General features: G+C 44.7%; 13 protein-coding genes. 1 reads left to right on the forward strand and 12 read right to left on the reverse strand.

All coding sequences use genetic code 11. The features are described 5' to 3' along the window. The 7 genes from VK541_RS20640 to VK541_RS20670 all read right to left on the reverse strand — a co-directional run. A partial coding sequence (locus VK541_RS20640; RefSeq protein ID WP_324372366.1) for a heavy metal translocating P-type ATPase occupies positions 1-1659 on the reverse strand: 1659 nt, incomplete at its 3' end. 73 nt (positions 1660-1732) lie between these two features. Beyond that, positions 1733-2914 carry an efflux RND transporter periplasmic adaptor subunit gene (locus VK541_RS20645; protein WP_324372368.1) on the reverse strand — a complete coding sequence of 394 codons (1182 nt, stop codon included), beginning with the start codon at positions 2912-2914 and terminating at the stop codon, positions 1733-1735. 10 nt (positions 2915-2924) lie between these two features. Further along, positions 2925-7304, reverse strand: a complete 4380-nt coding sequence (locus VK541_RS20650) for a CusA/CzcA family heavy metal efflux RND transporter (RefSeq protein WP_324372369.1) — start codon at positions 7302-7304, stop codon at positions 2925-2927. Between the two features lie 47 nt (positions 7305-7351). Further along, on the reverse strand, positions 7352-7660 hold the full coding sequence (locus VK541_RS20655) for a DUF6660 family protein (RefSeq protein WP_324372370.1): 309 nt from the start codon (positions 7658-7660) through the stop codon (positions 7352-7354). A 6-nt stretch (positions 7661-7666) separates the two neighbouring features. Beyond that, positions 7667-8191, reverse strand: coding sequence for a VOC family protein (locus tag VK541_RS20660; protein ID WP_324372371.1), 525 nt, complete (start codon positions 8189-8191; stop codon positions 7667-7669). A 10-nt stretch (positions 8192-8201) separates the two neighbouring features. Then, the gene (locus tag VK541_RS20665) at positions 8202-8831 is read right to left on the reverse strand and encodes a class I SAM-dependent methyltransferase (RefSeq protein ID WP_324372372.1); all 630 of its coding nucleotides are present in this window, start codon (positions 8829-8831) and stop codon (positions 8202-8204) included. Between the two features lie 200 nt (positions 8832-9031). After that, a complete protein-coding gene (locus tag VK541_RS20670; RefSeq protein ID WP_324372373.1) occupies positions 9032-9241 on the reverse strand; it encodes a hypothetical protein in 210 nt (69 codons plus the stop codon). Positions 9242-9778: 537 nt separating this feature from the next. On the opposite strand from VK541_RS20670, the gene VK541_RS20675 reads away from it, so the two are divergent. Next, complete coding sequence (locus tag VK541_RS20675; RefSeq protein WP_324372374.1) at positions 9779-10435, forward strand: hypothetical protein; 657 nt, start codon at positions 9779-9781, stop codon at positions 10433-10435. 25 nt (positions 10436-10460) lie between these two features. Here VK541_RS20675 and VK541_RS20680 read toward each other — a convergent pair whose 3' ends face one another. The 5 genes from VK541_RS20680 to VK541_RS20700 all read right to left on the reverse strand — a co-directional run. Beyond that, positions 10461-10931 (reverse strand): SRPBCC family protein, encoded by a 471-nt coding sequence (locus VK541_RS20680; RefSeq protein WP_324372376.1) that lies wholly within the window; start codon positions 10929-10931, stop codon positions 10461-10463. Between the two features lie 28 nt (positions 10932-10959). After that, positions 10960-11931: an MBOAT family protein gene (locus VK541_RS20685; protein WP_324372377.1), complete on the reverse strand. Its 972-nt coding sequence runs from the start codon at positions 11929-11931 to the stop codon at positions 10960-10962. 2 nt (positions 11932-11933) lie between these two features. Continuing rightward, positions 11934-12368, reverse strand: coding sequence for a hypothetical protein (locus VK541_RS20690; RefSeq protein WP_324372378.1), 435 nt, complete (start codon positions 12366-12368; stop codon positions 11934-11936). 2 nt (positions 12369-12370) lie between these two features. Then, the gene (locus tag VK541_RS20695; protein WP_324372380.1) at positions 12371-13297 is read right to left on the reverse strand and encodes a TIGR01777 family oxidoreductase; all 927 of its coding nucleotides are present in this window, start codon (positions 13295-13297) and stop codon (positions 12371-12373) included. A gap of 2 nt (positions 13298-13299) precedes the next feature. Next, the coding region (locus tag VK541_RS20700; RefSeq protein WP_324372381.1) for a DUF393 domain-containing protein at positions 13300-13940 on the reverse strand (641 nt) is incomplete at its 5' end.

The following is a 13940-nucleotide window of genomic DNA, read 5'->3' on the forward strand; positions in this document are numbered from 1 at the left end:
CGGTGCATCATTCACCCCGTCCCCAACAAAGGCGATACGCCTTCCTTCCTTGAGCAGGGCCTCCACCTTTTCAACTTTTCCTTCCGGCAACAAATCCCCGAAAGCATTATCGATTCCCAGTTTCCTGGCTACATAATCGACCACGGCCTGTTTATCCCCGGAAAGCATCACCGTCCTGATGTTCAGGTCATGCATCTGTTTGATCGCTTCCGCTGCATCTTCCTTGATCTCATCTGCAATGGTGATATAACCCGCATATTTTTTGTCTACGGCGATAACCACAATCGTATCCGTGATCTCCTCTACTTCCTTTGGATAATCTACCTTATATTTCTTCAATAGTTTAAGATTTCCGGCCAGCAAGTCCTTTCCGTCCACCTTTCCTTTCAGCCCATGCCCCGAAATTTCTTCTACTGCTGTTGCCTTTTCACCATCAGCAGATTTGCCTGCATATTCAATAATGGCCTGGCCTACGGGATGGGTAGAGTTCTTTTCCAGGATAGCGGCAAGTTTTATGAGTTCTTTTTCCGTAAGACCCTCCGGCACTACCTTTTGCACTTTAAAAACGCCTTTAGTCAGGGTTCCGGTCTTATCCATCACGATGGTGTTGATCCTGGTCATTACATCCAGAAAATTCCCGCCCTTGAAAAGGATTCCGTTTTTAGAAGCGAGTCCGATACCTCCAAAGTAACCTAGCGGAATGGAAACTACCAGTGCACAGGGGCAGCTGATCACCAGGAATACCAGTGCCCTGTACAGCCAATCATTGAACACATAGTTCTCTACCACAAAATAGGGAACCAGCGCCAGGGCCAGGGCCAGAAAGAATACAATCGGAGTATAGATTTTTGCAAACCTGGAAATGAACAGCTGTGTCTGCGATTTTCGGGAAGAAGCATCCTGTACCATTTCCAGGATCTTACTGAGTTTACTATCCTTAAACAATGCCTTAACCACAATCTCCGATACCGTGTTCAAATTGATCATTCCGGCAAGCACGACCTCTCCCTTGTATTTACTATCGGGACGGCTTTCACCCGTCAGGGCCGCGGTATTGAAAGAACCTTTATCGGAAAATAATTCACCGTCCAGCGCCACCCTTTCTCCGGCCTTTACCTGTATGGTTTCTCCCAGGTTCACTTCTGCAGAGGGAATGACTGCAGTTTTTCCATCCCTGATTACTGTTACCTCGTCTGGTCTGATGTCCAGCAAAGCCTTGATGCTTGCCTTGGCACGGTCAACCGCAGAATCCTGGAACCATTCACCTATGGTATAGAACACCATCACTGCCACACCTTCAGCATATTCCCCAATATAAAACGCACCCAGGGTGGCTACACTCATTAGTACAAATTCGTTGAAAATATCACCCCTTAAGGTTTTACGGGCTGCAAGCTCCAATACTCCCCATCCTGCAAGGAGGTAGGCCAAACCATTAACAGCAAGAGACACCCATTTGGTAAGCCTGATGCCGAAACCATAATCCAAAACCAGTACACAAACTAAAATAGCAAGCCCTGCCAACAGACCAAGGTGCTGTTTCCATCCTGGCTGATCAGCATCACCGTGTTCATGGTTTTGTACGTTGTCATTAGTGTCTTGCGCGCTATCAGCTTTCTCTTTTTGAGGTTTATCATCGCTACTGCAGCAATCTTTCATAATAATTTCTATTTATGATCATAAATCTATGCTCGTATTGTCTTTAAGTTCTTTCATTTGACGGCTTGTCGTATTAATGCCCATGGCCCTCTTCTTCAGCATTCTTAACTTTGCTCAACAGGTCATAAGCACCTTTAACCACAATTTTGATGCCCGCATCCTGGCCCGGGAAAGAAACCTGGGTGTACCCGTTTTCGCTAACCCCGGTATTTACTTCTGCCATTTTGAACTGGTAAGCTGTTTCTTTATTCTTACCTTCAGCTGGCTGTTCGACAAATACGTACTTTTTGCCTTCAAACTCGACGATGGACTGTTCCGGCAATGCACTGACCTTGCTCATACCGCTTTCTACATAGGCCTTAAGGTACATGCCCGGGATGAGCTGCGTATCCTCTTTGTCCAGGTGACAATGGATCTGGACGGTCCGCTCTTTACTGATCTCCCTTCCGATCAGGAATACGGTCGCTATCCGCTCATGCGCTTCATTTGCCAGGGTAAAACGAACCTTTTGACCGATCTTGAGTTTGGGAACGTCCTTTTCAAATACAGTAAGCTCAGCATGCAGGTGCTCAGTATCTGCAATTTTGAAAAGCATGTCGCTCGTGCTTGCAAAAGCGCCGGTATTGGTATTGACCTGGGTCACATAACCTGTAATCGGGGCATACAAATTGAAAGTCCTGAGAATTTGTCCTTTCTCAAGTACCGGAAAACTGATGTCGAGTAAAGACAACCTGGTCTTTTGTCCGAGGAAGCGGGCACTCATGCTATGATATTCACTTTTTGCCTTTTGAAGTGCTTTTTTTGAATTTACATTCTCCCTGGCCAGTTCCTCTTGACGGTCGAGTTCCTGTTTTAGAAACTGAAGCTGGCTTTTGTAATCCAGATAATCCTGCTGCATCTGAATGAATTCCGGATTCTGGATCACTGCCACAACAGTTCCTTTTTTTACCCGCATACCCTGAAGCATCTCTGTACTTGTTACGATACCTTCCAGGGGAGTGGAGATAGAAACCAGGTTTTTTGGAGGCAGGTCCAAAACACCGTTCACCTTGATTGTTCCGCTCAGCGCTTTCATCTCGACCGTTCCAAGGGTGATTCCGGTTAGCTCGTACTGCTCTGGCGTTAAGGACACCAGGCCATTTTCTTCATGATGTTCTTCTTCCTGAACCGGCTCTTCTTCAGCCTTAGGATTTCCACAGGCAGCCATAAACAAGGCCATCAGCAGCAGGGAAAAATATTTATATGTAAATTTCATGGTATTCTATTTAAAATGATTTCGTATTACCGGTTAAATATTCAATTTGGTTGATGCTTTGGTTCACCTGAAGCAGGGCCAGGAGGTGGTTTTCCTGGATCGTACTTACTTGTTTAAGGTTTAGCAAATACTCCGAATATCCAATCTCCCCGTTTTGATAAGCGATGCGGCTGTTCTTTAAAATCAATGCCGCATTTACCAGGGCGGAAGTCACAAAATAATGATGGCGTTCCTTATTTTTCAGGTATTCCTGTAATGCCTGCTGGTACTGGCTGGCAAAACTTCTCTGCTGCTGATTCAGCTCATTCTGCGCAATCGATTTGCTGACTGAGGCTGCTTTTGTCTTTGCAGCGTAAGCACCATAAAACAGCGGGATGGCCAAGCCAAACTGAAAACCCTGAAAACGCTTGCTCCTGTCATAATATACCTCGCTTCCGCTTACATTTTGAAAACCGGTCAGTGATTGGTTAAAATAGCCCAGGGTAAAATCCGGAAGTGCTTTTGCGCGTTCTACACTGCGCTGCTTATCGGCAACTACGATCTGCTGCCGCAGGTAAAAAAGTGAAGGATTTCCGCCAACTGCACCGGTATCCGCCAGCAGTCCGGCCGGATTTTCTCTGAGGTACTTGTCAGCAATTTCTACCCGCTGATTACTTCCAAGCAGCGTGGACAGCTGGCTGCTGTAGATTTCAATGTCAGTTTTATTCTGGCTCAGCAGATTCTGCAAATCTTTTAGCTGGGTCTCAGCAGCAACCTGCTCCAGCAGATTTCCTTCACCCGTCTTGTATTTAAGCGTAGCAGACTTCACAAAACCCTGGTTCAGACTATCCTGCTTTAGCAGTAGCTGCTCACGGGAATAGAGGTATTGAATATTGGTATAAACCGACTTTATCTGGTATATGAGTTCATTTTTGGTGGCAGCCGCTTGTAACCGGCTGGCTTTGATTCTTTCGTTACCCAAGGCCCCGTTGGCCGAGAATAGCGTAGGAAAAGGGATGGTTTGAGAAATCGTAAAGTTATTGTCGTTTTTGATGATGCTGTTGTACTGGCCATACAATAAGGAGACATCGGTCTTAGGCATTTCAAAAGCAGTTTTTTTGAGTTGCTGCTGAAGATCGACAGCGAGCCGGGCTCCATTTACCGAGGGACTATTCTTCATGGCGGCATCGATGGCTTGCTCCAGACTGATTTTCGTGTCCTGCGCCTTTGCTGCCGGAACACCTATGCCGAATATAACTAATAGCGAGGCTCCGGCAACAGGAGCAATCCTGATTTTAATTTTCCCTATTTTCTCTATCCATATGTAAAGTACCGGCAGCACCAGCAAGGTAAGCAGCGTCGCTGAAAGTAATCCGCCAATCACCACTGTAGCTAAGGGCCGCTGCACTTCCGCGCCGCTGCCGCCTGAAATGGCCATGGGCAGAAAGCCAAGTGAGGCGACCAGGGCGGTCAAAATAACAGGACGCAGCCTTACCGAGGTACCTGTTCGGATGATTTCTAAAATATTTGTCATTCCTTCTTTTTTTAACCTGTTGAATTCACTGATCAGTACAATACCATTTAAAACGGCAACCCCGAAGAGCGCAATGAAACCGATGCCTGCGGAAATACTGAAAGGCATTCCCCTGGCCCATAGGGCAAGCACCCCGCCTATGGCCGATAAAGGGATTGCTGTGAAGATCAAGAGCGCGTGCTTTAAAGAGCTAAAAGTCAGGTAGAGCAGGAGCAGGATCAGCAAAAGTGCCAGCGGAACTGCGACAGCCAGCCTTTTGTTGGCTGCCTGAAGGTTTTCAAAAGTTCCGCCATAGGTGGGATAATATCCAGGCTCAAATTTGATCTGGGTATCTATTTTTTGCTGAATTTCTTTTACAATACTTTTCACATCACGGCCCCTGATGTTGAAGCCTACTAAGATGCGCCTTTTGGCATCATCGCGCTGGATCTGGTTTGGCCCTTCTCTGTAAGCGATATCTGCCAGCTGTTCTAAAGGCACCTGGTTTCCATTGGGCGCAGTTACAAACAAGCTTTTCACGTCTTCCAGGGACTGTCTGTTTTCTTTTTCCAGTCGTACCACCATATCAAAGCGTTTTTCACCCTCGAATACCAATCCGGCAACTTCACCCGCGAATCCCGTCCGGATAGCGGTATTTACATCTTCGATGTTGAGGCCAAACTGGGCGATCTTGTCCCTGTGAAATTTAATGATCACTTGCGGCAGACCGGAAGCCTGCTCGACGTACACGTCCTGAGCACCTTCGATCTTGCTGGCTATGGCACCAATTTTGGAGGCGTAGCTGCCGAGTTTGGCAAAATCCTCCCCATATATCTTGATCACCACGTCTTGCCTGGCTCCGGTCATCAGCTCGTTGAAGCGCATTTGAATCGGCTGCTGAAATCCGAAGGTCACCCCCGGAATGTATTGTTCCAGCTTAGCCTGCATTTTCCCCGCGAGTTCCTCCCGGTCAGAGGCGCTTGTCCAATCATCCTTGTCCTTGAGAATGATCATCAGATCACAGGCCTCTACCGGCATCGGATCAGTTGGTATTTCAGAGGAACCGATCTTTCCGATCACTTCCTTAACTTCAGGGAAATTTGCTTTCAAAACCTTTGCTGCTCTTGTTGCGGCCTCGATGGTTTGCGACAGACTGCTTCCGGTCAGCACTCTGGTCTCTACAGCGAAATCCCCTTCTTCCAGTGTCGGAATAAATTCTGCACCCAATTGGTTGAAGATCACAAGACTAACAGCGAACAGCCCTAAAGCGATGCCTACAACAGCCACCCTCGCCCGCAGCGCGAAATTTAGCATTGGTGTATACATGCGCTGAAATCCGGACATGATCCGGTCTGAAATATTTCTTTTGGTACTGATCTTCTTATTAACGAACAGCGCGCTCATCATTGGTACATAGGTAAGAGAAAGTATAAAGGCCCCCAGGATGGCAAATGCTACTGTTTGCGCCATTGGCCGGAACATTTTCCCTTCAATTCCAACAAGGGCCAGAATAGGCAGGTAAACGATCAGGATGATAATTTCACCGAAGGCCGCACTGTTTCGGATCTTTGAGGCAGAGGCGTAAATCTCCTCATCCATTTCCTGCTGGTTAAGCGGGTTCTTGTTTTTTCTCAGTCCCAGATGGTGAAGCGATGCTTCCACAATTATGACAGCGCCGTCGACAATGAGTCCGAAATCAATGGCACCAAGGCTCATCAGGTTGCCGCTTACGCCGAACAGGTTCATCAGGCAAACCGCAAAAAGCATGGCCAGCGGTATGACCGAGGCAACAATCAGGCCCGCCCGAAGGTTTCCCAGCAGCAGGACCAATACAAAAATTACAATCAGCGCACCTTCAGCCAGATTTTTAGTCACTGTTCCAATCGAGTTGTCCACCAGTTTGGTCCTGTCCAGAAAAGGCTCGATGACCACGCCCTCGGGCAGGTTTTTGGAGATTTGTGCCATCCTGGCTTTTACATTGGCGATGACTTTTGAGGAATTGGCCCCTTTCAGCATCATTACAACTGCGCCCACGACCTCTCCCTGTTCATTTCGCGTCATGGCCCCATACCGGGTGGCCGCACCGATTCTTACCTCCGCAACATTTCGGATCAGTACCGGAATGCTGTTCTGGTTGGTACGCACAACAATGTTTTCTATGTCTTCAGTGCTGCCGATAAGCCCCTCACTTCTGATAAAATAAGCATTGGGTTTTTTATCAATATAAGCACCCCCGGTATTTTGATTGTTTTTTTCCAGCGCTGTGAAGACATCACCGATGGAAATATCCATGCTCCTGAGCTTGTCGGGATTGATGGCGATCTCATACTGCTTCAGGTACCCACCGAAGCTGCTTACATCAGCAATTCCTTCTACGCCCAGTAGCTGCCGTCTTACGATCCAGTCCTGGATGGTTCTCAGTTCTGTGGCATCGTATTTTTTTTCATATCCTTTTTTGGGGTGAATCACATACTGGTAGATTTCCCCAAGTCCGGTGGTGAGTGGTGCGACTTCCGGCGTTCCGATTCCTTTGGGAATGTTTCTTTCGACTTCAGCCAGACGCTCACTCACCTGCTGGCGTGCCCAGTAGATTTCTACATCTTCCTTAAACACCACTGTTACTACCGAAAGCCCGAACCTGCTAAAGGAACGGATTTCCTCAATTCCCGGGATGGTGGCCATGGTCTGTTCAACCGGATAGGTCACAAAGCGTTCTATATCTTCAGCCCCGTTACTCGGAGAACTGGTAATGATCTGAACCTGGTTATTGGTAATGTCGGGAAGGGCATCTATGGGCAACTGTCTGAGGGAGTAAATGCCCCAGGCAATGAGGGCCAGCACCATTATACCAACCGCCAGTTTATTCTTTATTGAGAATTTTATGATTTTATCTAACATATCACCTGTTAAAAATGAAATAATACTGTTTATAGAATAAAAAAGTATTAGATCACCTTTGGCGGCTGAAAGATTGGAAGGCTAATGTCCATGAAATTACCCTCAAAATGAGGGATATAAGCAGATGTACTTATTTTAAATGGAACTGCAGGCGATGCCGTCAGTTTTACCACGACCGTACTCGCACAACAGGAACAGTGACAAAAAGGGGTACAGTCATCCGCGTGTGACGGGAGCTCCTGCTGTCCCGCAGTACTGATTACAGTCTGAGTTTCCTCCGTTTCATGCGCATCAGCACAAGGCACAGAATTCAGCACCAGCACTATTATGACACATATGAAAGAAAGAAACTTCATCCTTATCTATTTATAATCATCATTCACCTCCAGCCAGTGGCCATCAGGATCTTTGAAATATACTTGTTTTACGCCATCCTTTCTATTGGTAACAGCTTGTTTTTCACCGGCCCAATTTTCAAAGTCGATTTTCATCGCCTTTAGTTTTGTGATAAACTCATCTACCGAAGCTACGCTAAAGCAAAGGTGTTCGTTCTTATCGTGTACCGCTGCAGTCTTAGCCCCCGATATGATGTGGAGGTGACCGGCAGCTCCGATCGAAAACCAGGTATGTCTGCCGTCATGGAAGGGTTCAGGGATGATCTCCAGGTCAAATACATTCTTATAAAAATCAGTTGCTACTTTCAGATCCACCACATATACTGCAATATGGTTAAGCAAAACAGCAGGTTTCTTTTTTTCGGTTTGGGCCATAGCTTTCTGAAACGGGCTTAAAGTCATTCCCAGCAACGCAACCAGAACAAGTATTTTTACCGCCAAATGTTTTTGTTCTTTGTTATTCATCCTGGTTGAGGTATTGCTGTACATCATTGCGTTATGTTTATTTTTTCCTGAGCAAGATGGTTAAAATTCTTGGAATATCACTTCTGTTGTTGTCATCAAAATACTCATCGAGTTCTACCAGAGACAAGCCATGCTTCTTACCTGCGTGAATAAAGTCAGATACATTATGGTTGAAACAATCTACCACCTGCTGATTCCCTTCTGCCGTGTCGAACCTCGCTTTGGTGCCGCTGTATTGTTTAAATGGATGCAACTCACCGATGTACACATAACCTCCTGGGTTTAGTGATTTGGCGACTTCATTGAACACATAATCCAGGTTATCGATATGCTCCAGCACCAGGCTAAAAGTAACCAGATCGTACAAACCGTCTCTAAAATTCCAGCGGGAGGTAATATCGGCCTGTTTAAACTGTACCCTGTTGGAAGTGATCTTGTCCTTAGCCCTGGCCAGCATCTGGTCGGAGAGGTCTACCGCAGTGATCAGTGCGGCTCTGCCGATCAGCCACTCGGTATTCTTCCCTGTTCCGCAGCCAATCTCCAATACCTTATTGAAAGGAATGCTCGCCAGGGAAATTCTCAGTGCCAATCCCTCAAGATCACGGGTTTTGTTATCGTTGGTATCGTATTGCGCAGCCCAAATGTTATAAGCCTGTTTCGTGTTCATGCCGCAAAAATAATAAAAAATGCGGTGCTTTTTACAAAGGATTTGGCACCGGAGACAAGCTTACTGCTCCGTAATTAACGTTACTCAGTACCAACAAGCTTCAATCTGTACAGATAAAAAGAAACCCGGATGTCTTCAACTTCCGGGTTTTTATGTCAGCAGGATTAAGCGGACGATTTAATAGGAGTACTATAAGAATATTATTTTTGAGGTGGTCTGGTAGTCGTATCTCGTTTGAGCGTATCCTGTTTAGACTTATCCTTATTCTTTTTTTTGTCATGGTCTTTTTTGTCCTTGTGTTTTTTTGTAGTGTCCTGCTTTGTTTTTGTGGTATCCTGCCAGAAACCATCATTTGCGGAAGCTGTCAGGCAGAAAGCGCCCAACGCCAGCATCATCATTAACTTTTTCATAGTATAAAATTTTATTAAACAATAAGTGATTACTATTCCTAAAACAGGCAAAAAGCATAACTGTTTTCCTTACTGATAAAATCACGTATAAATACTGGTTTTTCCAGCAAAGGCAAAGATAATGACTGGGTATTGACCTCTTCTTGCTATTATATCCCTCCGATCCTCTCATAATCCTCTCGAGATGGTTGCAACGTGGTTGGATGGTCCGGCGGATTGAGCAACCATGCCGTGCCATTGCAGGAACTTTCTAATTAGAGTTACAGCGTAACAGCTCCATATCAGTAGCAATATGAGACCACGCGCTGAGATTACAGGATGCGTGGTCAGCTCAACTCAAAGTTCAAGATTTCCATTACATTTGTCAAATTAACTCTTAACCCATGCTCAAATATTATCGCCTTCCATTCTCAATCATCTTCTGCATCAATTCTTACCCTATTTTCAAAATTCTTACCCTATTTTCAATAGAAGGTTTTTTGGATATAACTTTTCCGTCAGGCATTTTTCCAGATACATATAAAAAACAACATAGACATGGATAAATTGGAAATTACGGGGGGAGCAAGAATTGGAATGGCAAATGCGACCTGGCCATTCGCAACATTGAAAGTAAGTAAAGACAAACTGGAATTAAATGCTTCAATCATTGGAAATCTCGTGTTCCAACCAAAAGACGTCATTTCAATTGAAGCTTATACCATGATTCCCCTACTCGGTCAGGGAATAAAAATAAATCATAGGATTGCAGATTATAACATCAAAGTGATCTTCTGGACATTCAGGAACCCTTCCGCTGTGATAGATCAAATTAATCAAACGGGTTTTTTGGAAAATACTAACAGCAGAATCTCTGAGAGTGACCTGCACATTATTCAGCATCAAAAGGCAGGTGGTTTTCCGCTAAAAAAACCTTTTCTCATAGGAGCAGTTATTTTATGGAACATTTTAATTCTGTCAGACTTCATAAAATTTCTGAAATCAGATAAAAAAGGAATACCGCTAGGAAACGGGGCCACAATTGCACTTGCAACAGTCCTCCTTACTTCCGTTCTATTGTTAGTTTCCAAAGACTTCAGTAAGCTAATATTGAAAGAGGGGAAATCAATAAAGGACATCAATAAATTTCTTTACCTGCTAATTTTTATCAGTGGTTTCATGCTGTTGGGGATATTGACCTTTCCAGGCGCTTGACAAAAACTATTTGTATAATGATGGATTAATTGATAGTGTCCTCCACCGCAGCTTCAGCTTTTTGCTTTATAACCCTGTTGCGGTGTTCAATGAGGTTCTGCATATATTTCCTAAGGAACAGCATGTCTGCAAGTTTGCCAAGTAAACCCAGGGGAGACTCATAAATAAATTCATCAGTCATTAAGGTATATCCTTTTTTCTGTTCAAATACATGTTTGTGTTTCATCATCTTAAAAGGTCCGGCTACCATTTCATCAGTAAACAATACAGGAATTTCGCATGCGGTGATCCTGCTGGTTAATTTCATCGTCACTCCGAAATGCCTGGCTTTCCAGGTAACAGTTTCATTAAGACCAATCAAACCAGTTGTGATTCCGGCAATGGCTTTTTCACCTGTATGCTTCATGGTATCCAGATGAAGATTAATGCTTCGTGCAAGGTTGAAGCAAACATCGGCGGTAGCGTAGATTTTTGTATTTAGTATAAATTTGGGCATGGTTACATTATTTCAGATTTCATGATTTTTATTTTATGGTGATGCCCGAAAGTGGCCATATCACACTACTAATAAATTGTGTATGAAAAAGTAAAGGCGTTGGTATCACTACCCAAAAGAACACCCATATCCTGGCGAGTTGCCTGTGCTGCAAAAAGCCAATTTTATATTTAATTAATGCTTTTTCTGCAATCACAGCGATCCCTTGAATGATAAAGTACAAAAGAGGAAAACCATATCCGCTGTTTACGGGAACACTCAGGGCGAGCTCATGCAGCAGGCCGGAAAACACAAAGGCGATCATCAATGCAGCGGCGGCCCCTATTTTATCTTTCAATGGCCTGAATATCGTAACTGAAGTCATTTCACTGAAAGCCAGGTTCCAGCGCTTACTCCAGAATTCATTCAGGGTTTTTGCTTTTGCGGGAGTTTTGAACAGATAATAAGTACCAACTCCTGAAAGGCGCCACATACCGGCACTGATACTTAATAAGCCAAAATGCAATATCAAGCTAAAGGCCAGTAATAAGATGGCAGTTATCATAAGATAAAGTACGTAAGGGTTGATTGACAACGTCACCAGTTGATGTGCCACAAGAATTAATACCAACCCGGCCAATACCCTGCTAATGCCAAACCTTATTTTTGGCCAGGCATCCGGCAATGCCGGATCACCTAAAGTTTCGAAAGGCTGTGCCCTCATTCCGGCCCATCCAATTGCAAATACCGTCCATTGCCGGAAAGAAAGGCTTGATAACTTGCCTTTATAACTCTCTGCCGCAGCGATCACTTTCATTGCAGTAAAAGTTGTGGCGATTAGCGCCAGCATCCGGATTATTGCAGATTCGTTTAGGAAAATCATATGGATGGTGTATATACTAAATGCCAGTAGTACCCAGCTTTGCCAGACCATGGCATTTCGCACAAACCAGTAGCCGGCAAGAACGACTGCCAGGTTCAATAAAGCAAAGTAAGTCAGGTATAGCATTATTGGTTCCATGATCAGAGTTGCTGATAATTATAAAAGAATGCCATACTGTAAACTATGCTCAGGAAAAGAAACAGGATAATCAGAATTACTTCGGCTACTCTATGCCATATGCCCATTGGGAATTCCCTTCTGTCAAAGTATAAGAACTGAATAAATATTCTTGAAATCCAGTAAACCGCAATAAAACCACATACCAGCAAGGACATCAATGATCCGTTTAAAAGTTCGGCAACAGCAAAAACAGAAAGTAAGCCAAAACAAAGATTAATCACTAAAATATAGGCTGCGTACGTCCAGAACATCTGCTTTATCAATACCTCAACTTTTGCAAGTTCTGTTTTCCACTTTAAGACTTTAGGAATGGCGATGCTGCCAAAGACTAAAACCACTTGAAAGATCCCGGCCAGCAGAATCAGCAAAAAAATAAGACCTTGATTGATTTCCATAATTATAACCTAAGACTTAAAATATCATGTATGGCGTGTCTGGCTTCTGCAAAATAAAACTTAAATCCGGAATCCAGCAGACGGCCGGGTGCAACCCACCTGCTTTTGAGTACCAGTTCTGTTTCAGATCCAATCAGCAGCATGCCGATTTCCAGTAGCCATTGCGGACTGGGCAAACCAAACGGAATGCCCCAGGCTTGCCTGAGCGTTTTCATAAACAACTCGTTTTTGATGGCGACTGGTGCGGTGCAATTGACCACTCCATCCAGATGATCATGATCTAAAATCCACTCGGTACTTCTGGCTACATCCTGTTCATGTATCCAGGACATATATTGCTCTCCATCGCCCTGCCTGCCACCCAAACCACATTTGACCAGGTTCAGCAACCGTGGAAATACACTGTCATGTCTGCCCAGCACAATCCCGATTCTTAGCGCAACCTTCCTGGTCTGCGGAGTCTCAGTTTCAAAAAAAGCAGCCTCCCATTGTTTACAGACATCGATAGAAAATCCGTAGCCGATTTCTCCAGTGTATTCGTCCTGCGCATGGTCTTCGGCATGGCGGTAAATGGTAGCAGAAGTGGCGTTGATCCAGAGTTTGGGAGGATGTTCCATTTTACTGACTACCTGGTTGAGCAGCCGCGTCGGCACATTCCTGGAGGCAAAAATCTCTCGCTGGTTCTTGGCAGTGTATCTGCAATTGACATTTTTACCACAGAGATTGACCAACAAGTCAGCACCATCGAGTGCTCCAGTCCAGCTTCCTTCTGTCTTTCCATCCCACAGCACAGTTCGCACATTGGCCTTTGGTTCTGCTGGTTTTCTGCTCAGGATAATCACCTCATGTGCGAGATCTTTGTAATATTCAGCTAAAATTCCACCGAGGTAACCATTTCCTCCCGCCAAAATAATTTTATGATATTTCATGTCTATGCGCTTAAAAGTACAATTAAAAGAATTGCAATACGGTACAATACCCAGGTGATGCTGAGTGTCCAGTCTATTTTTAAAAGGTTACTTCTCCTGATGTGTTCCAGTAGCATCAGACCGGCAACAGCCATAAACCAGGCAACATAAAAAATCGGGTCCAGCTGAAACCAAATGGCCAGCAAAAATGGTGGCAACAACAGCAATGCCCCGGCAAATGAAATGGTCATCATATTACCAAGATAGGCCCAGGTTTTCTGCTTGTTGAGCAATGTAATGATGATGCCCTGAAAAACAATCTGTCCTCCGCAAATAAAGTACTCCCGATAAGTATGGCCCACAGGGAGAAGCCCTTTCATCAGGCCAGTATAGTGAGAAAGAATATAAGCAGTCACCAGCCAGGTAAAAACAAGATAAGCAATGCGGTAGTGCAACTTAAACGCAGGTTGAAACTGATAAGCTTCATCTTTAACCGGCGGTACAATCACCCGCCGGTTATAAGCGATAAAAGCATACACTTTACTCATCAGCCAAACAAATGGTTTGAACCTCAAAAGCGGACCAAAGAAAGGCAGCACCAGGGCAAAGATCTTAAACAGGCTTTCGATTCCGTAAGTGACCTCACCTGTTTCCTGGTTTACCA

Origin of the sequence: Pedobacter sp. (genome assembly GCF_035317785.1) — a bacterium.
Lineage (GTDB): Bacteria > Bacteroidota > Bacteroidia > Sphingobacteriales > Sphingobacteriaceae > Pedobacter.

Bases quoted from the DNA above. Each gene is read 5' to 3' on its own strand.
- VK541_RS20645 (WP_324372368.1), bottom strand. From the start codon at position 2,914: ATGAAATTTACATATAAATATTTTTCCCTGCTGCTGATGGCCTTGTTT.
- VK541_RS20650 (WP_324372369.1), bottom strand. From the start codon at position 7,304: ATGTTAGATAAAATCATAAAATTCTCAATAAAGAATAAACTGGCGGTT.
- VK541_RS20655 (WP_324372370.1), bottom strand. From the start codon at position 7,660: ATGAAGTTTCTTTCTTTCATATGTGTCATAATAGTGCTGGTGCTGAAT.
- VK541_RS20660 (WP_324372371.1), bottom strand. From the start codon at position 8,191: ATGATGTACAGCAATACCTCAACCAGGATGAATAACAAAGAACAAAAA.
- VK541_RS20665 (WP_324372372.1), bottom strand. From the start codon at position 8,831: ATGAACACGAAACAGGCTTATAACATTTGGGCTGCGCAATACGATACC.
- VK541_RS20670 (WP_324372373.1), bottom strand. From the start codon at position 9,241: ATGAAAAAGTTAATGATGATGCTGGCGTTGGGCGCTTTCTGCCTGACA.
- VK541_RS20675 (WP_324372374.1), top strand. From the start codon at position 9,779: ATGGATAAATTGGAAATTACGGGGGGAGCAAGAATTGGAATGGCAAAT.
- VK541_RS20680 (WP_324372376.1), bottom strand. From the start codon at position 10,931: ATGCCCAAATTTATACTAAATACAAAAATCTACGCTACCGCCGATGTT.
- VK541_RS20685 (WP_324372377.1), bottom strand. From the start codon at position 11,931: ATGGAACCAATAATGCTATACCTGACTTACTTTGCTTTATTGAACCTG.
- VK541_RS20690 (WP_324372378.1), bottom strand. From the start codon at position 12,368: ATGGAAATCAATCAAGGTCTTATTTTTTTGCTGATTCTGCTGGCCGGG.
- VK541_RS20695 (WP_324372380.1), bottom strand. From the start codon at position 13,297: ATGAAATATCATAAAATTATTTTGGCGGGAGGAAATGGTTACCTCGGT.